Origin of the sequence: Bacillus sp. FJAT-27445 (genome assembly GCF_001510665.1) — a bacterium.
GTDB lineage: Bacteria > Bacillota > Bacilli > Bacillales > Cytobacillaceae > Bacillus_D.
Genome location: NZ_LMTI01000003.1, coordinates 475,696 through 501,118, shown reverse-complemented (window position 1 = coordinate 501,118; position 25,423 = coordinate 475,696). Strand labels below are relative to the sequence as shown.

20 protein-coding genes and 1 pseudogene are annotated in these 25,423 nt (G+C 35.7%); 6 read left to right on the top strand and 15 right to left on the bottom strand.

All coding sequences use genetic code 11. The features are described 5' to 3' along the window. Nucleotides 1-886 precede the first annotated feature (886 nt). The 3 genes from AR337_RS10790 (at nt 887) to AR337_RS10780 (ending at nt 3,223) form a co-directional block, all read left to right on the top strand. Nucleotides 887-1,936, top strand: coding sequence for an amidase domain-containing protein (locus tag AR337_RS10790; RefSeq protein ID WP_156424371.1), 1,050 nt, complete (start codon nt 887-889; stop codon nt 1,934-1,936). 411 nt (nt 1,937-2,347) lie between these two features. After that, entirely contained in the window at nt 2,348-2,614 is a 267-nt protein-coding gene (locus tag AR337_RS10785) for a hypothetical protein (protein WP_059172007.1), read from the top strand. 195 nt (nt 2,615-2,809) lie between these two features. Further along, nucleotides 2,810-3,223 carry a hypothetical protein gene (locus tag AR337_RS10780; RefSeq protein WP_059172006.1) on the top strand — a complete coding sequence of 138 codons (414 nt, stop codon included), beginning with the start codon at nt 2,810-2,812 and terminating at the stop codon, nt 3,221-3,223. A 219-nt stretch (nt 3,224-3,442) separates the two neighbouring features. On the opposite strand, the gene AR337_RS10775 is transcribed toward AR337_RS10780, so the two are convergent. Genes AR337_RS10775 through AR337_RS10765 form a run of 3 tightly spaced genes read right to left on the bottom strand, consistent with a single transcriptional unit; the run spans nt 3,443 to nt 7,143 of the window. After that, on the bottom strand, nt 3,443-4,426 hold the full coding sequence (locus AR337_RS10775; RefSeq protein ID WP_059172005.1) for a TniB family NTP-binding protein: 984 nt from the start codon (nt 4,424-4,426) through the stop codon (nt 3,443-3,445). Between the two features lie 7 nt (nt 4,427-4,433). Beyond that, nucleotides 4,434-6,503, bottom strand: coding sequence for a Mu transposase C-terminal domain-containing protein (locus AR337_RS10770; RefSeq protein ID WP_059172004.1), 2,070 nt, complete (start codon nt 6,501-6,503; stop codon nt 4,434-4,436). A gap of 1 nt (nt 6,504) precedes the next feature. Next, nucleotides 6,505-7,143 (bottom strand): TnsA endonuclease N-terminal domain-containing protein, encoded by a 639-nt coding sequence (locus AR337_RS10765; protein WP_059172003.1) that lies wholly within the window; start codon nt 7,141-7,143, stop codon nt 6,505-6,507. 66 nt (nt 7,144-7,209) lie between these two features. On the opposite strand from AR337_RS10765, the gene AR337_RS10760 reads away from it, so the two are divergent. Beyond that, nucleotides 7,210-9,018 (top strand): TniQ family protein, encoded by a 1,809-nt coding sequence (locus AR337_RS10760; protein WP_059172002.1) that lies wholly within the window; start codon nt 7,210-7,212, stop codon nt 9,016-9,018. Between the two features lie 420 nt (nt 9,019-9,438). Here AR337_RS10760 and AR337_RS10755 read toward each other — a convergent pair whose 3' ends face one another. From AR337_RS10755 to AR337_RS10745, 3 genes are all read right to left on the bottom strand, one after another. Next, entirely contained in the window at nt 9,439-9,669 is a 231-nt protein-coding gene (locus tag AR337_RS10755) for a hypothetical protein (RefSeq protein ID WP_059172001.1), read from the bottom strand. A 245-nt stretch (nt 9,670-9,914) separates the two neighbouring features. Further along, a complete protein-coding gene (locus AR337_RS10750; protein ID WP_059172000.1) occupies nt 9,915-10,136 on the bottom strand; it encodes a hypothetical protein in 222 nt (73 codons plus the stop codon). Between the two features lie 18 nt (nt 10,137-10,154). After that, on the bottom strand, nt 10,155-15,959 hold the full coding sequence (locus AR337_RS10745; protein WP_059171999.1) for a DNRLRE domain-containing protein: 5,805 nt from the start codon (nt 15,957-15,959) through the stop codon (nt 10,155-10,157). A 415-nt stretch (nt 15,960-16,374) separates the two neighbouring features. Here AR337_RS10745 and AR337_RS10740 point away from each other — a divergent pair, with 415 nt between their 5' ends. Together AR337_RS10740 and AR337_RS10735 are read left to right on the top strand one after the other, a co-directional pair. Beyond that, nucleotides 16,375-17,895 (top strand): AAA family ATPase, encoded by a 1,521-nt coding sequence (locus AR337_RS10740; protein WP_059171998.1) that lies wholly within the window; start codon nt 16,375-16,377, stop codon nt 17,893-17,895. Nucleotides 17,896-18,107: 212 nt separating this feature from the next. Further along, on the top strand, nt 18,108-18,752 hold the full coding sequence (locus AR337_RS10735; protein ID WP_156424370.1) for an HNH endonuclease: 645 nt from the start codon (nt 18,108-18,110) through the stop codon (nt 18,750-18,752). A 1,153-nt stretch (nt 18,753-19,905) separates the two neighbouring features. Here the strand turns inward: AR337_RS10735 and AR337_RS10730 are convergent. The 9 genes and pseudogenes from AR337_RS10730 to AR337_RS23625 form a co-directional block, all read right to left on the bottom strand. Continuing rightward, nucleotides 19,906-20,376 carry a hypothetical protein gene (locus AR337_RS10730; RefSeq protein ID WP_156424369.1) on the bottom strand — a complete coding sequence of 157 codons (471 nt, stop codon included), beginning with the start codon at nt 20,374-20,376 and terminating at the stop codon, nt 19,906-19,908. 244 nt (nt 20,377-20,620) lie between these two features. Then, complete coding sequence (locus tag AR337_RS23140; RefSeq protein ID WP_156424368.1) at nt 20,621-21,037, bottom strand: hypothetical protein; 417 nt, start codon at nt 21,035-21,037, stop codon at nt 20,621-20,623. Continuing rightward, nucleotides 21,030-21,620, bottom strand: a complete 591-nt coding sequence (locus AR337_RS10725; protein ID WP_059171995.1) for a TlpA disulfide reductase family protein — start codon at nt 21,618-21,620, stop codon at nt 21,030-21,032. Before AR337_RS10725 ends, AR337_RS23140 begins: the two co-directional genes overlap by 8 nt. 3 nt (nt 21,621-21,623) lie before the next feature. After that, nucleotides 21,624-22,148, bottom strand: a complete 525-nt coding sequence (locus AR337_RS10720; protein ID WP_059171994.1) for a MauE/DoxX family redox-associated membrane protein — start codon at nt 22,146-22,148, stop codon at nt 21,624-21,626. Beyond that, nucleotides 22,145-22,336, bottom strand: coding sequence for a twin-arginine translocase TatA/TatE family subunit (locus AR337_RS10715; RefSeq protein ID WP_059171993.1), 192 nt, complete (start codon nt 22,334-22,336; stop codon nt 22,145-22,147). The genes AR337_RS10720 and AR337_RS10715 overlap by 4 nt, the downstream gene beginning before the upstream one ends. A gap of 32 nt (nt 22,337-22,368) precedes the next feature. Beyond that, complete coding sequence (locus AR337_RS24060; RefSeq protein WP_367576259.1) at nt 22,369-23,058, bottom strand: twin-arginine translocase subunit TatC; 690 nt, start codon at nt 23,056-23,058, stop codon at nt 22,369-22,371. Between the two features lie 87 nt (nt 23,059-23,145). After that, a complete protein-coding gene (locus AR337_RS10705) occupies nt 23,146-23,664 on the bottom strand; it encodes a hypothetical protein (RefSeq protein ID WP_059171991.1) in 519 nt (172 codons plus the stop codon). A gap of 118 nt (nt 23,665-23,782) precedes the next feature. After that, nucleotides 23,783-23,917: a hypothetical protein gene (locus tag AR337_RS24055; RefSeq protein WP_082686928.1), complete on the bottom strand. Its 135-nt coding sequence runs from the start codon at nt 23,915-23,917 to the stop codon at nt 23,783-23,785. A 955-nt stretch (nt 23,918-24,872) separates the two neighbouring features. Then, nucleotides 24,873-25,423: pseudogene (locus AR337_RS23625) on the bottom strand (TraX family protein); the annotation flags it as partial.

The window sequence follows — 25,423 nt, the reverse complement described above, 5'->3', positions numbered from 1 at the left end:
ATGTAAATGTAGATACCAATAAAGAAAATAATATTATAATTGAGAAAACAATATTCACACCTCACACCTCCTACATATATATTATTCCCTTCTTCAATTAACCTATACTTTAATTCAAATAGGATATTACCAAATCCTGTATTCAATTAAATCTACAGGAATTTGATAAAACTTTTTTATAAATGGTGCTACATTTTCATCTTTGTTTTAAAGCAACAACATATTAGTCTCCTACTTTTTCAGCAGTTAAATATACCTTCAATTTTATTATAACTGACATATATTTAGTTTTTATATTTTTTGAATAAAAAAGAACATAACGCTACAAACGATATTCCACATCAATGATGCAAGTGTTTTGCTTTTATTTCTTTTCACCTTGTTAAAAACATTAGTTCATTTTTATCTAAGCTGTCTAACTCATTGATTTGAGCTAAGAGAATCCCATAGTAGCAAAACAGTGGAAGATGTAGTGTATGAACTGAAAAGAACGAAGCTAGACCCGAATCTTTTCAGGGACATAAAGAGGACTGGTCACAAAATCATGGTTACGTGTCCTTTCCACAAGAACGGCATGGAGGGTTCCGCCAGTTTCGGCTTATCCACGAAAGAATTGGATTACAATGGCAGGGCTATGGAATTTGTTTGCATATAAGTTTTTGGTATATTTTACAAAAATACAACGTATTAATTCGGTCGTATTGCTGATTGTTTACTATTTTCGCTCCTTTTATACATAATTTTTACAAATATGATAATATCATAAAATATTTGGTGGAATAATTTGAATATACTGTTAATATTTAGAAAGGGAGGTAAATTATGTATAAAATATATAAATAAAAATTTTTTCAAAAAATATTATCACGAGGGAGAGAAAGTTTATATGTTAAATATTTTAAAGAAAAGCTTTACTATTATTCTAGCTTCACTTTTTTTATTAACATTATCACTGCCAAGTACTCCAACTAAAGCAATAAACCAAGATAATCCTTATATTACGGCATACCTTAATGAGAAAAACCAAAATTTAACATTGAAAGTAGATAAAGATCCTTTGGTCGATCCTGTTGTTGAAGACCAAATTATTAGAGATGCTCTTGAAAGCTATTACCAAGAAGATTTAAAAGTGGCAGAGTACTTAGTAGAATATTTCGGTGACGACGGTTTAAAGGAACAAACCATTTCCTTAGAAAAAGAAGTTAGAATTAAGATTATGCATAAAATACAAGAAATTTATACTTCTTTAGAAGATCAAGATAAAAAATCATTATTATTTGATTATCTTGATAGATACGTAAAAGGCACTGATGATGCTAGAACAAAGATTTTTTTAGATAAAGTAAAGGAAAAACAAAACAATAATATGAATTTAGCTTCTTCATATAATACTTATTCAGCAGCTGATTGGGCATATAACAATTATAACAAGTACAGTACTAATTATCCTAACTTCACAGGGAGTTATGGATCAGATTGCGCAAACTTTGTATCTCAAGCTATGCATGTTGGTGGAGGTATGCCAAAGTCAGGAAACTGGACTATAACTAAGAAAAACTCCACATATTGGATAATAAATAGTGCTTATGAATTGGATTATAGTTGGACGTTAACCGATCCAAGCCCTTGGATAAGTGTAGTTGAATTTAAATCATATTGGAATCCTAAATCTACGGTTCATTCAATGGCTACCTCATATTATAAAACCAATCATACACAAGTTTATAATCGACCAATTTATAGAGGAGGAGTTGTAATTCTTCACAAAGGCGCTTCTGGTTTTATAACGGTCCCAACCCATGTAATGATCATTTCAGATTATGATAATAATAATTCTGATTTTAAATTAGCTGGTCATTCTAATGAAAGACAAGCACTTCCATTACTTACTGCTATTTCTGATTACGCCCACTTAGAAATTTTGGTAATAAACTAATCTAATATCCTGTTCTATTGCAAAGCCGGAGGTAATTACATTAGGATAGATTTATGGACCAATATAGTCTAATTGTTAGTCAACAAAAAAGACAAGGAATCTAGGCTGAAAGCTTGAAAACCTTGTCTTTTTTTCTATCTATTATAGGCTTTAAAAAAGGCAATTCATATAGCCATCCCTTTGCTTGCTAAAACAGCTTCGTAGGGATTATTTTAACAATATTAATTATGCAGAGCAATTGAAAGTAGCATTTAATAAATACGCAATAGAAAAATCGAATCTCAACAAAAAGTAATTTACTTGAGTCTTGTTTAACATGTCCCTAAAAATAAGAATGACATCCCTTAATTCGTGGAATTTGTAGGTTACCACACCAAACAAAAATCCAGAAAAAAGGAGATGTCTAAGGTCATGGTATCCTTCTATTCAGCTATCGTCAAGTTCGTTGTTGCTTTAGGTTTTTGCCTGTCGAAACCTCAGTTTCATCACCTTATTTCCATCATGCATGGAATTATTTTGGCTGAGGGCCGAAAGACAGTCACTCAAATTCGGGAACATACTGCAAAGGACCGTGACACGTTCCTGAAGGAATCCCCATTGGTGTGCGAACCGGGTCCAAAGAAGAAGGTTGGAACATCTTATGCGTGTTATCCGCCGTGCCCGAAAAAAAGCGGGTGATGTGGTGCAGTTCATCTTTCTCATCGTCAATGACACTGGCTGCGGGAAGGACATCACGGCCAGGAAAATGAAAGGGCTTGACGCTGGTTTGCCCTGCGGGCATTCAGGTTCTAATTTCTGAATTTGCGAACCGTCACATCGAAAACTCCGACCTTCATTCCGTTACAATGAAGGACAAAGGAAGACTTCGCATTTATGGCTATGAAGGGCCGGTTTCGGATATTGAAAATGCCAAAGTTCTATTGTCCTGGGAATATTTTTTTCCATGGAGAAAATCCGTTTTCTCTTCTCTCAACGGATATCAGTCTGGATGTCCTGACCTTCCATTACTACAATATCCGCTGGGAGATCGAGTTGGCATACCGCTACTTCAAGGAAATGATGGGTTTCGACCATTACCACCTTCTCTCTTTAAAGGCCATCCATCGATATTGGACTATCCAGTATCTAACGCGGAATTTCCTGAAAATTCAAAGAGTAGAATGGTCAAAAGATGCACCCATCACGTTCGGGGAAGCAGTCCGGAAAATCAGAAGCCACATGTTCGGCCAACTGGTCGTGTATGTATACCGGGAAGGCTGGGCCAACCCCCGCTATATAAGGCGTTGAAAACCCTCAAACCAATCGCTTAAAAAACCTGATTTTTGATTGCACTACCCTTATGCCCTTTTTTAGGAGCTCACTTAAAAAGTGCAAGAGTCAAGTTAATAAAATCACCCTTTTTGGTCCTATAAAATTAATTTATACGTTTATAAACTTAATCAAGGGTTTTATTTTTAATTCTTAGTTTCGTTAAAAAGCCCTATTACCCTCTCATCATAAAAGTGTTTAACCTGTTCTAATTGATGACTTTGCTCTCTCTTCACGTTCATAAGCCTCAATAATATTAAAATTATCATCCGCAAATGGATTAGTTACATTTGGTCTATTAGAGAATTTTAATTTATTGAAAGCAGAATACAGGTGATTTTCATCAAGAAAGTCATTTCCATTTTTAGCCGCGATTGTCGTTGCTTCTCTTATAAGCATGTTAACATAAGATGGAATACCATTCGTTGCATAAAAAAACTTATTTGCAAGACTTTTCTTAGCTAAATTCGATTTGAAGAAAAAGGGTAATTGTTCATCAATGTTGTTTAAAAAGGTTCGGAAATAAATTTGTTCGTCACTTGTAGAATAATTAAATTTTCCCAGTTCGACCTTATTCAAAAATCTTCTATCTAATTGTTCGTTGTGTTCAAATATTTTTACAGACTCAGGCATTCCACATAACACAATCGGTACACCTACATCATCACAAAATTTCTTAACCCAATCGGATGCCTTGTTTAATACATTCTTTGTTTCTCTATCAATTAAATGCTGAAATTCATCAATTATAATCATTTCAACTTGACATTTTTGAATGAATGTTAAGAGTCTCTCTGTTTGACTGGTTTCAGTCCCTTTATCGTATGCTGGATCACCTAATGAATTTAACAGACTTGAGGCCAAAGACTTGGGAGTGGCACCAACTGGTACCTTGTTATACAAAACCGGGACTATAGTACATCCATTTATTAACTGACGAGGGTATTGGTCTCTATATTTCTCCAATACAGTTGATTTTCCAACCCCGGGTATACCATATAAAAATAGGGACTCACTTTCAACAGAATTAGTCGAAAATAAATGTATCTCCTCCAGTGTTTCCAAAATCTCAGAATAGCTGGGGTGATTTACTATTATGTTTTTCACATGTTCTCTTCGTCTTTTGACCTCAATAATACTTGCAGGAATCCCATTTAATTTTTGAAATGCAGTAGTATCCATTCAAGAATCACGCCCTTTTTTCCCGTTTTAATGAAGTAGTCCATTTCGGCAATTCATCAACATCTGTGTCTTCGAATTCCATATATATAGTTTCTTTTTTATTTTCATTATCTCTGGGTTTATTGCTCTTACTTTTGCCCTTAGTTCTTTTACTTTGATCATTTGTACCACTATCTACAATAGTTATCTCATCACTAATAGAAGTGACATCAACTGCTGTTTCTGAATTTAAAACCGTGTCAGTAATAAAACTTGAACTTATTACCTTATCTAACTCTGAGCTATCTTTCCAGGTTTTTATTGTTTTATTATCATTTTCTTGAATAGCAGCAATTTTCCTTTTGGCTTTCGCTCTATTACTTGGATCAAATGATTTTTTGGTTTCAGTTCGTACTTTTGATTCCAATTGTAAAACTTGAATAGGAACAGGATAGTCTGTATTTATGTTTTTTCTTTGAAAACCCGTTCCCTTGGCTTGAATATATATTTTTTTAAAAGGGTCAAGGACATAAACTATTCTCATATCGGACCAATCAAACCTAACCCTAACAACTTCGTCTTGTCTGTTAAATTGTTCAAGCTTGTTTTTTATATCCATAAGCTCTTTACTATAGTACCATTCGTTATGGACAACTATACCTTGTTGCTGTACTTTTCTTAACTCTGAACCAGCCATTAACATTATCTTTAACTCATCAACGCTCCTAGGAATTTGAAGGCTTAAATGTTTATTGGCTTCCATTCCACTTATCCATAATCGGTGTGGCGAGTCTCCTCTTCTTGAACTGCATTCATTTGCAACCATATCTACCATTGCTATATGAGCCATGTATATAAATCCCTGCATCGTGATACAGGCTTTTTTCATTGAATCGTATCTGCCTTTTTCAATAAAGTTAGAAAGAGTAGTACCCTTTAAGTTATGAATAAATTTAGTATTTAACGCTCTGAAAGCTCGCTCGATAGTTCCTTTCTGATAACCAGCGTCTATAGTACAAAATTGAACATCTTTTACACCAACTTGGTAGCATGCTTCCTCAAACTCATATGAATCATTAACAGTATGATTATCCACTACAATTGTATGCGGAATACCATATGAAATCCAATCATTTTCAACTAGTGGATAAAGCTCCTTTAAGTATGTTTTAGGCATTATAATATGAATAAGGCACTGCTTTAATGCATCACTATCTACAGGGTTAAATGTTATGTAAAAGCCCAATGGATATCCCGTAGCTTTATCCACTGCATATATTAATGTAGGCCTTTTTGCTTTTAAGTCTACAGGGTCAATGAGCATCACATTAACAGTGGTCCAATCAATTTCAACCCTTTGAAGAGGTCTTTTCGCAATTACCTCTTTTTTTACTCCATCCCTTTTTAATTTCGCTAATATATTCCCATATTTCTCTTTGTCTTGTTCAAAAATATTAATTAACTTCATTTTTCTTCTTCTTACTGTTGAGCGAGAGACATACGGCAGCTTTTTTTCATCTGTACCTTTTATTAGGTTCTCTTCATTAATTCTCAAAATAAACTCTGAGTAAATGTCCTCTATTGTATGTTTTCCATCGCTATCCAAGTAAAATTTTATTGATGCATCGAGTATTTCGAGTAAATCACTCTCCATTCTTGAACCTTTTGGACCAGGTTTTATAGGGACAAGGGACCGTATATCCTCCGTCTTATCCCACCTGCTTTTCCAATCGTAAAAAGCAGATCTTTTCACTCTATCCCCTAAGGAAGTTAGATATAAAGGTATTTCACTTGGTGATATATCACCATTTAAAACAGGAGCCAGTATATTAAATCTCTCGAAAGCCTCATTTTTTAATTTTTCATCCACATCATTAATGTTTTGAATTTTTATTAAGTTTTCTATTTCTTCATTAACCCTGAAGATTAACTGTCCTTCCCTCCATAAACTTAGTAAATCATGTTTTCGCCTAACTTCTATCTTTTTATAACTTAAATTTTCTATTTCGCAATCTATATCCTCTATCTCTCTTCTAACAACATATTCATTGTCATTTATTAAAAAGCGAGTACCTGTTCTAAAATAATGGCCAGCCATTTTATATCCTCCTTTCAACAATCATTTGATCATTTATTGGGTAGGTAATTATGTCAACTTGTAATTCGTGTGTATAGATAAGATGAAAGATGTTGCACTCTAGCTCACCTTCATCAATATTAGGAATACATTTTTTTAAATGCCCTATTGAAATTCCGCCTACTGACTTTTTAACAGCTGATATAATATTTACCATTATCCTCCTGCTAGCAGAATCATTTCTTACTTCACTTAGCAAATCTAAATTATCTATCAGATATCCTTTTCGTATATCCTTTTCGGTGACGACAGCATAAGACAGGTTATTTTCCTGGCAGTATTTTATCCCCACTTGAGTTTTTAACACAGTATTTTCATCTTCAATCTTACTTGAATCTTTGACCTCATAAATGTATTCTTTATGGTCGGTTTTTCTGACTAAAAAATCAGGATAGTATTTTCTTTGTTTCCCTTGGTAAATATAATCTATCCTTATTGGTTGGAACTCATAATAAACAATAGATGGATCAAAATCTAAAACTTTTATGAAATCCCTTTCAAGAGTACTTTCCCAAGGTATCATTCTGAACATCTTTGTACTACGGTGTTTGCCTCTGGTGCTAAGTTTATTACTTGCTTTGATTTTACGAGCCGCTTTCATTTAAACACCCCTTATACTTACTGAGAATAAAGGAAATGATAGAAAAAAAAGCCAGGTGGTAATATGATGCTCTTTTACCCAGAACCTTATCCAAATGAAACTTTACTTAGTTTAATCGGAAGAATGGCCAATGAACATTTAATGGAAAATCCAAAATGGATATTTAAGACTATTGAAGCTCAAACGTCTTTAAAGATCGGAGAAAATTTAATTAATTGGGTTACAGATGAAGTACTAAAAGAAATATCAGTATTCTTAGGGATATCACAAGAAGTAGTATATTCCTTAACTTTTGTAAGGCATTTGGAGATGTTAGGATTCGAGGTGGAAAATAAGGAAAAAAACCAATGGTTTTTATACTCAAAGACTAGATATTGTCCAATTTGTGTGGGTGAGAAAAATTATCAAAGGAAGAATTGGGTCATTTGTCAATCAATTATGTGTAGAAAACATAATGTATATCTTTTAGATAAATGCTTGGATTGCCAAAACATTATAAGTACTAATGAGATTATACAAAATAAATGCTCTAAATGTCACACAGTCTTGAGCAATTCGGTAAGCGTGAAGTGTGATGAACCATTATTCAACTTTTATCAAGAAATCATTGATAGTGCCATATTAAATAATTTGTTCGTGTACAAACATACATGGATAAAAGATTCTCAAACATTCCTTAAAGTGTTAGAGTTCTTATCTTTATGGGTAGCTCAACTATTGAATTCAAAAGACCTTTCCATACCATCATTAGGAATTATTTATGATGGAAAGGCTTTAGAGAGGAATCACCTAAAAAACTCTAAAACAATAGAACAAACAATATGTTTATATACACATACATTTAATATAATCAATAACTGGCCAGAAGAATTTTATAGTTTTCTCGATAATGCTGAAAAAAAAGAAGTGGAATACATTAGTTTCATTAGAAATGGCATTCCAAAACTCTTAGGGACTCCTTTATGGGAGATCTCAAATGAACTTACAAATTATATCGCTAAACAAAAAGCCTTGATAAAAGGCAACGATTTTATTAGATCGGATGAGATTAGATTTTATAACAACAAATTTAATGGAAGTATAATTCATTCTAACTTAATCAACAACCATAAAGTTATTTATAAAGGACAGCAATTTGATTTTATTGATAAAGGAGAATTTTTTATATTTGTCGACAACTATAAAACGAGTTACTCAAAGGAAGAACTAAGAGATTTTTGGGGAACTAGTGCAAGGGCAACTTTATCAATCCTCAATTCCAAAATGCTTTCAAACTCATTTTCGTATTGCTGCGGTTCCTCTAGCCCTTGGGTAATCCCAAATAATTCAATTGAACATTTGAATCAGATATTAGCAGCTAATTCAACTTTGTCATCTTCCCTTATAAATCCTTTGACATTTAACCAAATTATGTTGTGGGCAGGACCAGATAAAGCTACAATACTGTTGGAAGGAATGATTAATAAAGAAGTTCAATTTCACTATTCAGGAAAACTGTCTGAGACAATTCTAGATAAGCGTGAATGTTATTACTTCATTAAAAGGAAAGTACTTCAATTGTGTTCAAATTCATGTCAGATAAGTTATAGAGATTTAATTTTTATCCTGGGTATAAAAAAAAGCGACATTGTATTCTGGATAAAATGTGGTCGCTTTGGGGATATCGATTCCAATTCTACTGGGATTCCAATAAAAAACTATTTAATGTTTACAAATTTATATATAACGACTTACGAACTAGCCTTCCATCTAAATCTGAAAATTAAGCAAGTTATTACTAAACATAGAATGGGGAAAATCAAATCAATTTCTGGTCCTAATTTAAAAGATGGTAAGAGGTTGTTATTCTTCAAAGGTAAATTAAATCTTACATGAAAAAATCATAAATGGCGCTTTAAGAGCCTTCATGATTTTTTCATGGTGTTTAGAAGTGGCTTTATTTGTTTTGAACTGGCCAAGGTCGTCCATTTTTCCGGTATAGGCTTGCGGACGTACTAAGTGAAAAATTTACGAACTCTTTGGAAACGGTCGAACGGTTCGAGTACGGGGCTAGACGAGAGGTTAAGTTGTTGCCTTCTTCCTCTCGAGTTTGGCGAGGTACCATTACACGTTATAAATCGTGTTAATATCACTTTCACTTAGAACACGATTAAAAAAAACGCCTAAAACCAGTAATGCCAAGGGTTTTGGACGTTTAACAAGTGACCGTTTATACAGGTTAATTTATATTATACGAATAATTTAACGAGTTAATAAAGACCCTCCCTTTTGAAGAGTTGTACAAGGACAAAAATGTTAGTACAAACCCGACATAAAAGTTTGCATTGTGTTTGTGAAGCCGTTAATTGTTGTAAATTCATAATAGGAAAACTCATTGGCTGGGCAGTATGCTGAAACTCCGCCTTTCAAAAGGAATACAGCAATTTCTATTTCCTTGTCAACATACTTGCCATCCTCAAGGACTTTACCTTTTTTCGTTCCTACAGAAGAAACAACGCCTCTTACAATTTCTCTGTTCCTCTTCATCCGGGCCAGATCTTCTAATTGAGATTCAGATGCCCATGATTGTGTTTATGTCCACTCATTTGACCATCCCCCTACTAATTTGTTTTAGGTTCGAAGGATATTCTAATAAAAACCCAAATACAGAGTAAAACATCTACTCAGTACTTGGGCTGTCCCATTAAAATATTCAATTAAAAGTATCCACTTTTTGAAAGCCTTATTGTAGTTGGTATTTATTTTCAACTATATTTTTAGAAGTTAACCCGTTATAAGTCGATTTCAGGAAAAACATCAGAAAATATCCGGTTTTCAATCGTTGCTTTGTTAATTAAGTCTTCTACATCTTTATATTCTTGTACATTACTGTCCTTGACCCTTGATAGGTAAAAGCAATCTATGGTCCTGCCTATCCAATACTCTTCATGGTTAAAATAAAACACAAATTCTTCACCATTTATTAACCTTTTTTTCAATTCCTCTATATTCATCAAGGACATTCTCCTTCCTTAATACCATGTTGTTTGTCTTACTCCGTTAATCCAATCATGTCTATGGGGTACCTTTGGATGCCTTTTAGGATTCCCATGATTTGAATAATCAATATCTAATTTAGGTTTCCCGTTTTTATCATAATATCTTCTCTGATGAACTTTTCCATTTTTAATTAAATCCTTAGAAGAATACGGTTTTCCATTTACAGGTAAAGAACCTTCAGTCTGTTCTGAATGATTCTTAGTTTTTGAACCGTTTTTCACCGCATTATTAAAATCAGATGCAGCTTTTTTTTGTACTTGGCTATATATTTTTGAACCAGTATAAATTATCGCACCTGATACTATTACTATCCCACTAATTAGTAATATAGCTTCTCCAATACCAGGAACAAGTACAAGCGAACCACCTAATATTGCTGATGCAGCATAAGTACCCTGAGGGTCAATCATGGAAATCGGGTCAGCAAAAGCATAAACATAAGCATTTTGTGTTATTGGGTTGTCCAAATCTCCAGAATAAGGGTCTCTGGATATGAACCTTGATGTATCTGGGTCGTAATACCTTGCCTGGAGATAGTAAAGTTTAGTCTCTTTGTCAAACTGATATCCAGCATATCCAAAAGGCTGGTTGGCAACTCCCGGCTGCTCATATGCCTGGCGGATATTCCCCCAAGGATCATAACTATAGCTTGCCACTGTCAATCCCGTATCATCGATGATACTTACAACATCACCGCGATAATTAGTGATATAAAAGAATGTCTGTCCCTGTTTGTTTGTGACCGTTTTAGGCTTACCGTCAATCCAAGTGAACGCCCATACTGTTTTATTGTCCTTATCGGTAATCCTTAGCAAATCACCGCCATCGTAGTGGTATTGATACGAAGTTTCACCTGTTGTTTTCGTCTTTCTCTGACCGTTTGGATAATAGGTGTAGCTCACTACGGTACTTCCATCAATATTTTTCACCTCAACAAGACGGCCTTCTTTGTTCCATTCATATTGTCTAGATTCATCTTTTTTGAGATTCCCTGCTTCATCGTACTCAAAGCCGTCGACCTCATTTTCTGCATTGAAGGTTAGCGATTTTCCATTCGGATTTAACAGATTACCAGAAAAATCGTATTGATATACTACAGTCTTCCCGTTGCCTGTCCAGGTATCTAATCGGTCCGCATAATCATAGGTAAATGACTGCGTCTGATTCCCTTCAGAGTAGGTTTGAAGCTTCCCATCCTTGTTGTATGAATACTTAAGTTCTAATTCTGTTGAACCAATAAGGTTTTGGGAGGTAATTCTCCCCAACTCATCAAAGGACTTATAAAGGCCTACGGGAAGGTTTACCCCATTCTTCATGAATCTCTCCTGAACTGGCATGCCCTTTTCATTGTACTCTAAATGGATTCCTGCTCCGGTGGATGCAGTAACGGAAGACAAGCGTGTTAATAAATCATACGAAAAGGATGTAGTATATAGAATTCCATTCGTTGATTCTTTAAGTGTAGTCCTTAAGCCATGGTCCGATTTTGAGGTGTCATTTCCGTACTGGTTTTCTACCTTATAACCCCCCGGTTCTGTAGTTGATTCCAATCGGTTAATGGCATCATACTTAAAGGAATAGGTGTCTCCTTTATACGTTAGGGAATTTACATTTCCTGCATCGTCATATGAATATGAGGATACCAGATTTCCGTCAATCTTCATTTCCTTTAATAGATTCTTGCTGTCGTAAATAAATTCCTGGGTTGAATAAATGGATGTCCCTTTCCCTATTTCGATTGCCTTCAAATTTCCGTTTGGATGATAATCGTAGCCAATGTATTTCCCTAATGGCCCGATTTCCTTTTTGAGTTGATTGATTTCATTATATTCATACGAGGTAATATACCCTCGTGGATTGATACGATGTTCCAGATTCCCCTCTTTATCATACTCATAGGAAATTGAGATGTTTGGCTTTCCAACGGGTGCAGCCTTGGTGACTGTCCTTAATTGATTAAGGAAGTTGTAGTCATAGCTGGTTTTGTTTCCTTTTGGACTCGTAACTGCTTTTAGATTTCCATTTTCATCATAGACAAAGCCGGTCGTTTGGTTTAACGCATCGGTCGTTTCCTTTACAAAATTACCGCTTGTATCAAAAACAGTGGATGATACTGAACTCCTCTCCTCAAGTTTAATGTTGTCAAAAAATACAGTCCCTGATTGGTTATTAAAGTATCCGTAAATCTTAACTTGATTGAAATCCTTTACAGCCCTGAATGTCTGTTTGATAAACTGCCATTCATTTGAAATAGTCCTGTCAAATGGGACTGTGAATTTGCTCTCGGTACCATCCGTATTCACAAAAGACACTTGCAGAGAGAATTCTCCTGTTTGGTTTGGCGAGCTTGCATTCGCCCAACCAGAGATAGTCACAGGGCTTCCGGTCTTTCCTTTAGTTTGGACAAGTTGCCCGATAGACCGGCTTGCCGAACTGTTTCCAGTAAGCCTGGCTGAAGCCTTCCCGTCCTTATTATCTAAAGTAGACTTTCCATCCCCTGTCCCAAGGGAGTTGAGTGTCCAATTATCAAGGGTTGTACCAATTCCCGATTCCATTCCTTCATTTTCATTGGATACAAATTCATTTGCGTAGGAGCCCTTATTTAATTGGATGCCGTCAAAATAAGCAGCCCCTGCCCCGTTAAAGCTTAAGAGCACCTGGATAAAAGCTGTGTTCTTTGGGGCTGCGAAAGTATTGGAAATGGCTGTCCAATCCTTTGTCCCCTTGATCGTATGTGTCGAGTAGGATATGGCGCTTCCCGAAGCATCCCGGATAAATTGTCCCGTAGAATCCTGGAAATAAGCAACCAGTTGTGCACCTGTTCCGGTGAGATTTTCCGTCTTGATGTATCCCGATATTGTGAACGGCTCTTCAGCAGCAAGTATAGGAATTGCAATGTTCTGGAAGTAATAACGGTATGCCTCAAGGCCTGTAACTGTAATCTTTCCTGAACGGTTTCCAAACCTGCTTTCTGTGGCTGCTGTATAACCGCCTCCTGCCCTCATCCCCCAATTTAGCGGTAGGAAGTTCGCATCGTATGATTCGAAGCTTCTATTCGGTACAAGGTTTGTTTCAAGCGACGAAGTGGTTGTAGAGGTCAAAGCATTTCCATATTTGTCATAGGTAGAATAGCCAGTATTTACAGCCTGGTCGCTTGAGAAGATAAGGTTGCTTTTACTGTCGTATCCATTATCATCAACTACTTGATTATTTACCCTTGATTGAGTAACGTTCGACTTATCATCATAAACGTTATCATATATAGATCCGTCAGGATTCGTTATCTTTACAGCATTACCTTTTCCATCATAGTCAATTGAGGTGGTGGGGTTTGCTGTCTGACCATCTTTGGATGGCTCGATTACTTTCGAGATTTGATTGTTTTTCCACTCATATTTTGTCGAAATAGGCTTGCTGGAGCCATATCCCTCAATGATTTCAACCACGTTCATGGTTGGCAGGTCAAGGTCCCCATTGTTCCTGTAATAGGTCTTTGCCCCGTTTGCATCCGTGAATACTGTCTCGTAAGGAGTTGGGTAACTCAGTTCCGAGAAAATGTTTTCTGAACGGGGATCTATTATATGGGTGACCCTGCTCTGGCTATCATAACGGAATTGCCCTTTGTTCCCTTTTGCATCGGTGATGGTTTCCATTTGGTGGCTGCCATCATATCCAAAAGTAATGGTCTTTTTCTCAGGCCTATTCGCAGCATACGTAATGGTCCCGAGCCTAAATACAGAGTTATAATCATAACCTATTATGGTTTCTGTTCCCCTAAAATCAGTTACTTTCTCCAACAAGCCCGAGGTTAGGTTATAGGAGAGCGAGATGTCCCTGCCGGTGGTTTCAGAGCCAAATCTCTCGCTAATCTTTGTTATCCTGTTGGACGAGCCATCAAAAGAGTAAATGACTGTGTTTCCCTTTTCATCCACCACTTTTGTGTTCCTGCCCAGTGAATCGAAATACAACATCGTTTCATCAGGCTGCTTTAACGAATAACCTCCATCAGCTTGGCTGTTCAGTTCAAAATATGTCCCTTCCGGCGAGGTGAATGAGGAACCCGTATCACTCTGCTGCTTGTTGAAATGGAATCTTGTCCCATTCCCGTCCAGATACTCAATAATCGTTTTTTCATTGTTCGGTATAAGCCTTCTTGCCGCGCTCATTGTCCATCGATACCCGTACGAATCGTCATACCCTGTCCGGCTGTTGTAGACAAGCTTGAGATTAAACGCATCCTTCCTTCCCGGGAGTGATAGAAGCGGGATTTCGTAGACCATATTCCCGTTCAGGACATTGACTACCGCATTGCCTTCCCCGTTAAACAAATCAGGCGTGTAGGTCCAGTAATCCGTGATGCCAAGTAATGTCCTTGGACGATAGGTGATGACCAGCTTTGGTTTCCCATAAGGGTTCGTGCTGGTGCTGTTCCATTCAGCAGACCGGAATTGCTTTTGCCCATTTAGTTCCTGCGAGTCGGCATACTTTAGCAGGACACCGTAATTCGGAATGGTATTGTCATACCAGCCCTTCACCAAATCTGAAATGGAAAAATACTTGTAGCCTACATTTGTGCCCATATTGATTGTGGATATTGGGCTTGAATCATAGGAAGGCTGTGTTGCCCATTTGACCGCCAATGTGTCCAGTGTGCTTGTTACACGGTGCAGGGAAACTGGCGTGTCAGGACTACTTGATAAGGATTGATAAACACCAAGGCTGCCTTGTGTTACCTTCGCATTCGGGATTTGAGGCAGGTTCCATCTGATATAGGTGCGTGTCTTTCCAAGTGTCGCTGTATTTCCTACAGACAAATAATCGAGTACACTATAGTTGGTGTTCACATTCGCACTAGAGACAAACGAATCCTGGGGCTGGAAGACATCGATCCAAGGGTCTATGATCACCGGGTAGACCCGCTTGGAATTCGTCAGATATTCTTCGTCAGCCGCAACTGTCAGCATGAAGCCGTCTTTAATCTTGGTAATCTCTTGGGATACACTTTGTGAGATCTCCGGTGTTTGAGCCGAATCATACATATAAGGCCGCTGAATGAAGAAGAGGAACTTCCCGGATTTCTCATCCCGGAACTCAATAGAGCCATCCTCTTTCTTGAACGCCTTCATTCCTGAAGCCTTCAGGAAGAACTGGAAAACATTCTTCCCTCTATAAGAATCAAGGATGATATTTTCCTTCACCTTCGTTCCATCGACCACATAATCGAATGTTACGCCTTCATAGAGGCCTTTATAACGGATCTGCTTGCCTTTTTCAAGGACCGGGCTTACTTCATTCCCGTCAGTATGGACCTTTGGCTTGGCCGGTTCATTGTCCAATGCTTCTACCTGTAAAGTCCGTCCCTCAATTTCATAGGTGAAAAGTTTTATATTCTTTTCATTATTGGCTTTTTTAGGGAACTTCACCTTAAATTTATTTGATTTATTTTCAAAGTCTGACTGGCTGTTTTCAACGAGAGTATTGTCAATATCTTCCCATTTTCCATTCTTTTTGTAATGGATTGGATCAAGAAAAACTTCGGATACATATGAACCGTCTGTATTTTCGTATACCTTAGCGTTTTCTGCCCGTAGGGAAGCAACTTCTTCCAGCCCCTGTACCGAAGGAACTGGAACTTGACTGTTTGTTTCATCGCTTTCTGGCAATATATTTGTTTCTTCCGCCTTTACACGGTTTGCATGCCAGGGGATAGAGGTGAAAATAAGGAGCAATGTAAGAAGTAAACTTATTGGGCGATAGAACTTAGGATGTGAAGACATGCTGTTCTCCTTTTTACTTAATTTGATTTGTTATTATGCTATGAAACTAGAATAACTAAGTGGAATTACTACTCCTTTCATGGAAGAAATTGAAGTCACTGGGATTTATTATAAGAGTTTACAATAGTGTTGGGAATCCATAAAAATTTTCCAAATGCGTACTAATGGTTCCAACATTCAGGAATTTTTTTTGTGCATAAATTTCACTTAAAACCTGGACCAATAAAAAAATGTTTAAAACCAGTGGAATCAAGGGTTTCGCGGAGTTTTAACAAATGACCGTGTATTTAGATCAATTGCAATTATGGGTTTTATCCCTTCGCGTACCCGCATTTTCAGAATTTTAAAGTGTACAAATTCATAAAATCAAATGAAACAAATTGAGCTATAATTAATATAGCAAGGGGGGATTCGCATGTTATTCGAAGTTAAACCCGTTAGTTTCAGACCACCAAGCCAACCAAGAAATCAAGTTTATTTGATTAAAGATAATTGGGATGATTGGTTTACATATAGGACAATGTTTACACTTACCTACATCGATGCTAATGGGGAAACTTTATATCTTGGTAGTGTCAAAATTGGGGAAACTGGCTTGGAAAAAGGTAGACCCAACATTCCTGAATCGTTTGAGGCACTTAATGAGCGTTTTTTCTCGTTGGGTCAGGACGTTACATACTACGAAAGACTAAACGAGCTAGGTGATGATGTTCGTTACGAGATATTGAATGGCCTTAATGACATCGCACTTCTACCCGACATTTACGATAAGGTTTATAATGAAAATGTCATGTACAAATCTCTTCTCAGAGATGTAACAAGTGCCTCTGTAAAAGGTCAATATAGGAGGCTTGCAAATGGGGATTCAAGTCTTTCTCATTATAAATTTAGGTATGTTCCTGCAAAATTAAAAAGTAATGTTTCTGAAGGGGTTGAATTCAGCTTCGAAGTAACACCCGAATCTAACCCCCCTACCAATATTCATATCTTAATAGGTAGAAACGGAGTTGGGAAAACTCATTTACTAAATAATATGATACACTCGTTGGTTGATGAGCATGTTAATCCTGATGAAGTAGGCTACTTCGAATCAGATGTAGAGGAAAAACGAGAGGAATTCTTTGCAAACCTAGTTTCAGTAACTTTCAGTGCGTTCGATACAACAGAACCGCCAGCAGAACAAACTGATGCTTCAAAAGGAATGAGATATTTCTGTGTAGGTCTTAAGCAACCGCGTTCTGAAATAGAAAGTTCAGCGCTTCCTAAAAGTACTGCCCAACTACTAGAAGAATTTGTGGAAAGTGCTAAGTCATGCTGTATAGGCGCAAAGAGTGTACGTTGGGTTCGAGCAATAAATATGCTTGAATCCGACCCCATGTTTAAGGCTTCTGAAGTTGCAGAACTTGCATATATTAAGGCGGACAAGAAATTCCGTGAAAAGGCTTCATATCTATTTAATAGACTTAGCTCAGGCCATAAGATAATTCTTCTTACAATTACCAGATTAGTAGAGACTGTTGAAGAACGCACATTAGTACTCTTAGATGAACCAGAAGGGCATTTGCATCCTCCGTTATTATCAGCTTTTACACGAGCATTATCCGACCTGCTAATTCGAAGAAATGGGGTTGCCCTTATCGCAACGCATTCTCCTGTAGTATTACAGGAAGTGCCAAGAAGTTGTGTCTCTATACTAAGAAGAAGTGGAAGCCATATTGCCATTGATCGCCCCCAACTCGAAACCTTTGGCGAGAACATTGGAGCTTTAACAAGGGAAGTTTTTGGGTTAGAAGTTACCTATTCTGGATTCCACAAGATGCTTTTAAATGCGGTTGAGGAATATGAGGATTATGAGTCAGTTGTTGAACACTTTAACGGGGAATTGGGAATGGAAGCAAAAGCTATAATTCGAGCTCTTCTCTCCACCAAGAATTGAAAGGATAGCCATTGATGCGCAAATTGCCTAAACCTACAGATCTACCAGAAGTTGTATTCGAAAAGTGCGTAGGTTACGTCGCCGATCCAGAGTTAAAACGACGACTATTAACGTGTACACAAGAGGTAATATTAGATTCTAAAGCCTTCGAAAGGCATGCTATAAATACTACGTTGCATCTAATCTCTGAAAAGACTACTGTAGGAGATAATGTGGATAAGAAAGAGCTAGAAAGAGTCTACACTTATAGGATGGTACCGAAAAAATCGCCAGGTAGGATTTACTATGACAAACTGATGACCTTACCTAAGAACGGTATTTGTCCATTATGTGGTCAACGAGTTGTCCAAACGCTTGATCACCATTTACCGAAGGCACATCACCCTTCACTTGTAGTAACACCACTTAATCTTGTCCCGTCTTGTTCCGATTGTAACAAAGGGAAACTCAATTCGCGACCGGCTACACCAGAGGAGGAACCCCTCCATCCATACTTTGATGATATCGAGAATGACCGCTGGCTTGATGCTGATGTAATACATGGCAATCCGGTTTCAATACGATATTATGTGAATGCCCCAAGTCACTGGAATTCTATCAAGGCTGCACGAGTTCAAAACCATTTTGACTCCCTAAAATTATCTCGGCTCTATAGCATCCAAGCTGCAACTGAACTTGCTGATATAAAACATCTTCTAAGTAAGCTTTATCATTCAGCTGGACCAGACTCTGTTCGTAATCATTTATTGGATAGTGCCGAGAGTTGTGAGAAACAGTATCTTAATTACTGGAAAACGGCTATGTATCGTGCACTTGCTCAAGACACTTGGTACCATAATTCGGGAGTCATCCAATGAATATCCTTTGCATTAATAGCTGCTACCAACAAAAGAAAAGATGGTGTCACATTTTTGCACCATCTTCTTATCCACGAATACTTACTTAATCGCCTAAATCTTTATTTAAAAAAACTAAAAAACAGCCGTTTGGTAAACATAAAAAACAAACCATACTTCTTCACTCACATTTGTTTAAAATTAATCTGTTTAATTAAAGTTTCTAAAGACTTATAATTGATTACCTTATCAAGACCTTTTTTAGAAATTGTTATTAAACTCAAGGCTTTTACATATTAGTCATGTTTAATATGGCATTCCTTTCCCTTGAGAATGCTGTTGTCCCAAGCATTTAAATTTTATTACCTTAAGGTTTGAACAAGCCTTCTGTTTTCATAGAGCAGGTTTATGGATATTTATGTTAAAATGATAGGGAGGTTTATTCAACTAAGGGGAGTTATGTTGATGAGGAAAAGGGTATTTAATCCTTTGAATGAATTAAATATAAATTTAGACAATGTAAAGTGGAGTTGATCTTCCCGGTCAAGTCGGTATGGGGCACTAATGTCGGCAAAATCCCCTCCTAAAACTCAATGTTGTCTATTGCAAACCCGGCTTCATAGAATACGACTTCTTCTACCGTATTCCAGAATCGAAATGGTATGGGGTCTTCAAGATGTAGAACGATTCCTCATTCAAGTAGCCTTTCAAACGTTACAAAATCTTCATCAAGTGAATGTTTCTTAAACATCATGATTCTTAGTAAAGAGTGACCCCAATTGGAAACAGCTATGTTCCCCCATGTAAAAGAAGAATTTCCTGAATTATTTACAAAAAGATGTTCGTTAAACAAGCTCCTAAACGATTTGCCTGTTCTTGTGGACAGCAAAGAAATTAGCTGAACATATTTTTTAGATAAAAAAGAACCCCATGTGCTAGATACATAGGATTCTTTGAAAAAGAAAATGGTAGCGTGCAGAGAATTGAACTCTCGTTAACTGCTTCATAGGCAACCGTGTTAATGTGACTTAACCAATAATATTGCCAAATGATTATCATGTTTTGCCAACCCTTTTTTATTCCCTTAAAAACTTATCATTTTCAATAAACCATTCTAAATAGTCATAAATTATTCGCATAGGTGCCCCTATATAGTTCGGTAGATTTGTAAGAATTAAAGGGAAAGCTCAAGGTTATTTACATAAAGAAACCCAATTAGAAGTAGCAAAATAAATAAGTTAAAGAATCTACCAAAAATCATGAGTGTATTATTTCCTTTTAATTGTAATGTTGATTCATAATTTATAATTCTTGTTACTGCAATTAAAGCTGCAGGAATAGTTCTGGAAAATCCATAAATAGCTCCTAAATACAAACCATTAATTGGTTCACTCAGCATTCCTGTATAAAGATAAAGTAAATGGAAACTAATATGGGGTATATATGTAAATATACCTGCCCCTAGTATTATGCCCCAGAGAACCATATCTTTTTTTGGATTCCCCCCTAACCAATTTGATGGTACTTGCCAATGATTTTGAGGTATTTTTAGTTTTACTATTTTGCTCTCATGTAATACAAATATCAGTGCTATTAGAATTAGGACAACGACTTTAATTATTTCTGGTAAGAAAAATGTTAACACATACACGCACATCGTATAAATAAGGCCTACTATTGATCCTGAAATAGCAGCACTGATTGCATATATAATAACTCGTTGAAGATATTCTATAATAGTAACCCTCTTACCAAGAGGGGCAACTGTTAAAGTTGCGTTGATGCCTCAAACAGTATAAATTGTTGACATTCCAGCTACTACGGCAGTTACTACCATTAACTGTACCTCTGTCATAACAGTGCCCCGCCCTTCGTTCAATATTTATATTTTATTCTGCTCCTGGTATATGAGATTTACACCCACACTCTTTTCCGCCACACCAGCAATCGCAACAAACATAAGTTCCTGAACAGGTTGCTGCAGCTGCACACCAACATCCAGTCGACGGGTAATATTTATCATTTACAGTGCATCCCGAAGGACATTTTGAACCACTGGTACATGTATAACCAAGAGAACCGCAATATCTGCCCAAGGGAGGGTTACAATCACATTCATTCTTTGTCACTTGGCACCAACTATAAGAAGCAGCAAAAGCATAACTTGGTTTTAACGCAACGGCCATTAAAGCAGTAAAAATTCCTCCAAAGAATATTTTAAGAAATTCACTTCTTTCAACACTTCTCGCAATATTCTCGGACATTACTTTTTGCATTCTTTCAAAAAAATTAATAAGGTTATGCATTTAAAATTACTCCTTCTATAGTTTTTTTATTAACTTCTACAGAAGAAATTAATTCTTCAATATGTTTCATATCATTACATAAACCTTTGCCTGTAACTACTTGTTTGCTATTGATTGCAAATGCAAACGGTGTAACTCTTACTCTAAAATCCCGAAGAAACTTATCTCGTACATCTAAAATCAAATGTCCTTTTAAAGGTCGATTTTTTAAAAACACCTCAAATTTCTCATCATCCCCGACTCCCATAATTACAAAGTTAAATTGATTTTTATATTTTTCATATGCTTTATTCCACTCGGGAATTAGGTCCTTACACGATCCACAATTTGGAGATACAAACGCCATTAATGTTGGTTTATTAAGATCTTTAAGGCGTTTTTCTGTATATAATTCATTGTTGAAATAAGACAACCCTTCAAAACGTGGCAAATAATCTCCAATAGGTATACCGTCTCTTGATATCCCGTCTGCCGTTCCTAGATAAACTTGACCAAACTGTCTATAAATAAGAAAGATACTCAGCAATACAACGATTTGTACAACCCATAACAAGATGTTTGAATACAATAAATACTGATCCATAATCTACCTCCTTAATTGGTTGAGTAATACATTATTTGCTTGGTAAAAACTCCACACCCCCTGTACCAAAAGTAATAATAAAGCTAAAAGTATTCCGAAGAACACTTCACTTCCGTTAATTTGGTGAGATTGCTTTTGTATAATTGATACTAAACTAACCGTTGTAGCGATAATAATTATTTTAACAAGAGTAAAATGGTCTGCTTTTGCATCAATGAATTTACCATAACAACCACAGGTAATTTCTTTTTTGTCCTTAATAATAGACGTTACAGCATAACCAAAACTCAATAACATCAATAAAACTAATAGAACTCCCAACATAAAAGTTCTATTGTTTATAAGTAATAAAGGTGAAATTATTTCAATAAAAGGAAGAGTATAACCGTAAATACTTGCAAAATTTTTGGGTAGTATTTCATATGAATGAACAAGGTTTATAAAAGATTTTAAATTAATTACTTTTAGCAATCCAGAAATCAGGAAAGTTGTGATAATAAAAACAATTAATAGATTGAAAATACTCATTGTTTATTATCCTCGTCTATTTCTTTGGTATTTGTTAAATCGTTAGCTCCTCCGCTTATTCCTTTTTTAAAGGAGTGAAGTGATTCACCAAGGGATTTACCGATTGCCGGCAGGTTTTTTGTACCAAACATTATAAGGATTACAAATAAGAAAAGGAGAATTCCTGGTACCCCAATTTGATTAAACATATTTTCACCTCAATCTTTTAGTATTATTTTGTCTAGTAATGGTTAACTTTTGAAGAATGAGTTCGAGGGTTCTTACTGCTTAATTGCAATACAAACCTAGATAATAAGATACTAATTTCATATAGGATAAATAAAATACTCGTTACCATAATGTCTGAAATAAAGTCTGGAGGTGTTATAATTATTGAAAATGCCAATAAAAAGAGGTAAGCAATTTTTCTATACTTAGACAGAATTTTCACATCTAGAATTTTTATATAACTTAAGAACGCTGAGAGGATAGGTAACTGAAAAATAGAGCCAAAAAGAAATACAATTAAAAAAACAAAATTTGAATAATCACTGAATCCAAACATTGTACTTACTCCTATTTGAGCAGAAGTTAGTATGAAAAAAGAAAGGAGTAAAGGAACTAAGAATTTAAAACCAAAGGAAGCTCCTATTATAAACAAAACTGATATTATGGGAATTAACACTACTGCTTTAATTTTAGTATTTTTTGATAGAGCGGGTTTAACAAACATGTATACTTGTGTTAAAAAAAAAGGTATAGAAAAAACTACCGACTGTAATATCATCGTTTTCATATATATAGAAATAGATTCAGCTAGTTTAAATATATTAAGTTCTATACCATAACTTTCAGCGGATTCCTTTAAAACCTGGATTAAATGAGGTGTAGTAAAGTACGAAAGGACAAGCAAAGTTATAAAGGTTATCATTACAATTATTAGTCTTTTTCTTAACTCACTGATATGTTCTGAAAATGGCTTAATTACCTTGCTATCCTCAATAATGAACACACCCCTCTATTTAACATTGACAATAATACTTCCAAAGTGTTTTCCATCAATTTTTACTTCTAATTCCCATAAACCACTCTTATTTAGGCTGATCGTACTTGGAATATGATGTGAAGCACCGTTATTAGGACTATAGATGAAAAAATTCTCCTTAAGTATTTCTAATTCTTCTTTATAATCATATTTATGTTTAGCTGTAATGATTATGGAATCTTTATATTCGTCATCTTGTAACCAAAAATGCCACATATACTTTTGTTTTTGATTCTTAACAAAAGAGCCATATTCCATAAACCCAAATCTTCCATTATCCCCCATTCTAAATACATAGTCCGATTTATTTCCATATTCATCTTGGTATGGAATTCTTACTGTGGCACTTTCTTTCCAGTTTTCCGAGTCCCTAATTTGAGAAGAAGTTGGATGGCCACTATTCTTTTGTTTTAAAGAGGTATCCCTTGTTAGTTCACATCCATTTAAAAACAATAACAAAGTAATCATTATTATTAGTCTTAAAATAACCATTTCCCCTTTCAATATTTAGAATTTTCAAAAATATAATATCATAAACACAGTAATAATCGCATCTATAATTGTATCTATTTTGAAAAAATGGGTATTTTTTACCATTTTACCAATGCCATCATAATTGGGACAGGAGGTGGGACTTGAACCCACACGCCCTAGTAATGGACATTACACAAATATATTCTTCGATTCTCTTTTTTAATTCCTCATATGAGTACAGTACTTCCCCATAATGCATTTTCTGTTTCATTAATCCGAAAAGTTCTCCATGGGCGAATTATCTAAACAATTTCCCATTCGAGACATTCTCTGGAACACCCTATATTCCTTGAGCGTTTTTACCCATTTATTATGTTGATTATGCCACCTTTGATCAGAATGTACAGGAACTTTGAGTCTCTTACAATTTCCAGCGCTTCCTCGAGAGGTTTGATCGCTACTTCTAAGGTTGGACGCATACTGATCCCATACGAGAGGATTTCACCATTGAACATGCCCATAATTGGATTCAGATATAGTTTTACATTGTTTGAACACTTGAATTCTGTAATATCTGTGGTTAATTTTTGATGACAAACTTTGTGTAAAAACGACGATTGATACGGTTATCTTCCTCCAACTGATAGTCTGGATCTGTCCTCTTCATCATTTTTATATGATAGTGGTACGAGGATTCAGGATGCCAACTACCAGTAAAACATCCTTTAGTTTGAAGGTTTCTTTGAGTTCGATTGATAACGCTGCTTGTGCTTTTCGAGATAGCCTTCCGGATCCATCTGTGTTCAAGACATTAATGTTGGTAACTAGAAAACCCGTTAATATCAAGGATTAACGGGTTTTGGGCAATATAATCAAATTTATATTAGTGTTGGTAACTATCTTGAATTGCTGATTATCCAATGCTTCTACAATTGTCTCCATTACTGAAAATAAATTTAGCAAATGATACATGGTTTGATTCAGAACTTTACCAATTATCAATCTTTATTACAAAATATCGTACAGTGGTTTTGAAGAAGTTTAAATACTAACAAAATCTCTAATACCAGGTTCGTTATCTATTAGTTCAGCTATACCTTGTGACTTTAACTACGCTTGCATCAATAGGAAATCAACAAAAAAGCCGTTAATCCTTTCTAGATTAATGGACAGGTATGTTTAAGTACATTTCAATCAACACACTGAAACGCACCTTAAATTTTTTCCTATTTCGCCAACTCTACTCCTAAAATATATAGTAGTGCTATATGAATAGGATAGAAGAAATAGAAGAGATACTTTAATCCAATCCCCTTTTCCCCGTTATATAGCAATACAAATGGGAGCGATGCAATCATGAACCATTGATAGTCTCCCCAAGGAAACAAGCGGGATAAAAGAGGGCTATAACTTCCCCCAAACTTAGCGAATGAAATGTAAAAAAAGAAAGCAGCCAACACATAGAGCAGAACCATCGACTTTCTGTTTTTCACATAATAAAGAAGGACTCCAAATAGCACAAAGAAGACTCCACCTTCAACAAACATGTAACTTCCAAATATGGCTCCGTAAAACAAATGTTTCATGTAAGTATGTATAACGAAGATTTCAGCAAGAAGTATACAAAGAAAGGTACTAACAATCTGCCAGATCATGAAGTAAGTAAACGGTCTTGTTCCCTTCATTTCTGTTATATAGATTGTCAAACCTACTAGAAATAAGGTAGCAAAAAAATTGTTAGTTAACAACTCTGCGTTGATGTTTTCGCTATAGAAAT

What these genes read in the sequence shown, in the direction of transcription:
- AR337_RS10785 (WP_059172007.1), top strand. Translation starts at nt 2,348, where the DNA reads ATGGTATCCTTCTATTCAGCTATCGTCAAGTTCGTTGTTGCTTTAGGT.
- AR337_RS10755 (WP_059172001.1), bottom strand. Translation starts at nt 9,669, where the DNA reads ATGAAGAGGAACAGAGAAATTGTAAGAGGCGTTGTTTCTTCTGTAGGA.
- AR337_RS24060 (WP_367576259.1), bottom strand. Translation starts at nt 23,058, where the DNA reads ATGATAACCTTTATAACTTTGCTTGTCCTTTCGTACTTTACTACACCT.
- AR337_RS10765 (WP_059172003.1), bottom strand. Translation starts at nt 7,143, where the DNA reads ATGAAAGCGGCTCGTAAAATCAAAGCAAGTAATAAACTTAGCACCAGA.
- AR337_RS10770 (WP_059172004.1), bottom strand. Translation starts at nt 6,503, where the DNA reads ATGGCTGGCCATTATTTTAGAACAGGTACTCGCTTTTTAATAAATGAC.
- AR337_RS10790 (WP_156424371.1), top strand. Translation starts at nt 887, where the DNA reads ATGTTAAATATTTTAAAGAAAAGCTTTACTATTATTCTAGCTTCACTT.
- AR337_RS10705 (WP_059171991.1), bottom strand. Translation starts at nt 23,664, where the DNA reads ATGGTTATTTTAAGACTAATAATAATGATTACTTTGTTATTGTTTTTA.
- AR337_RS10740 (WP_059171998.1), top strand. Translation starts at nt 16,375, where the DNA reads ATGTTATTCGAAGTTAAACCCGTTAGTTTCAGACCACCAAGCCAACCA.
- AR337_RS10775 (WP_059172005.1), bottom strand. Translation starts at nt 4,426, where the DNA reads ATGGATACTACTGCATTTCAAAAATTAAATGGGATTCCTGCAAGTATT.
- AR337_RS24055 (WP_082686928.1), bottom strand. Translation starts at nt 23,917, where the DNA reads ATGAAACAGAAAATGCATTATGGGGAAGTACTGTACTCATATGAGGAA.
- AR337_RS10745 (WP_059171999.1), bottom strand. Translation starts at nt 15,959, where the DNA reads ATGTCTTCACATCCTAAGTTCTATCGCCCAATAAGTTTACTTCTTACA.
- AR337_RS23140 (WP_156424368.1), bottom strand. Translation starts at nt 21,037, where the DNA reads ATGCATAACCTTATTAATTTTTTTGAAAGAATGCAAAAAGTAATGTCC.
- AR337_RS10715 (WP_059171993.1), bottom strand. Translation starts at nt 22,336, where the DNA reads ATGTTTAATCAAATTGGGGTACCAGGAATTCTCCTTTTCTTATTTGTA.
- AR337_RS10760 (WP_059172002.1), top strand. Translation starts at nt 7,210, where the DNA reads ATGCTCTTTTACCCAGAACCTTATCCAAATGAAACTTTACTTAGTTTA.
- AR337_RS10780 (WP_059172006.1), top strand. Translation starts at nt 2,810, where the DNA reads ATGGCTATGAAGGGCCGGTTTCGGATATTGAAAATGCCAAAGTTCTAT.
- AR337_RS10720 (WP_059171994.1), bottom strand. Translation starts at nt 22,148, where the DNA reads ATGAGTATTTTCAATCTATTAATTGTTTTTATTATCACAACTTTCCTG.
- AR337_RS10750 (WP_059172000.1), bottom strand. Translation starts at nt 10,136, where the DNA reads ATGAATATAGAGGAATTGAAAAAAAGGTTAATAAATGGTGAAGAATTT.
- AR337_RS10725 (WP_059171995.1), bottom strand. Translation starts at nt 21,620, where the DNA reads ATGGATCAGTATTTATTGTATTCAAACATCTTGTTATGGGTTGTACAA.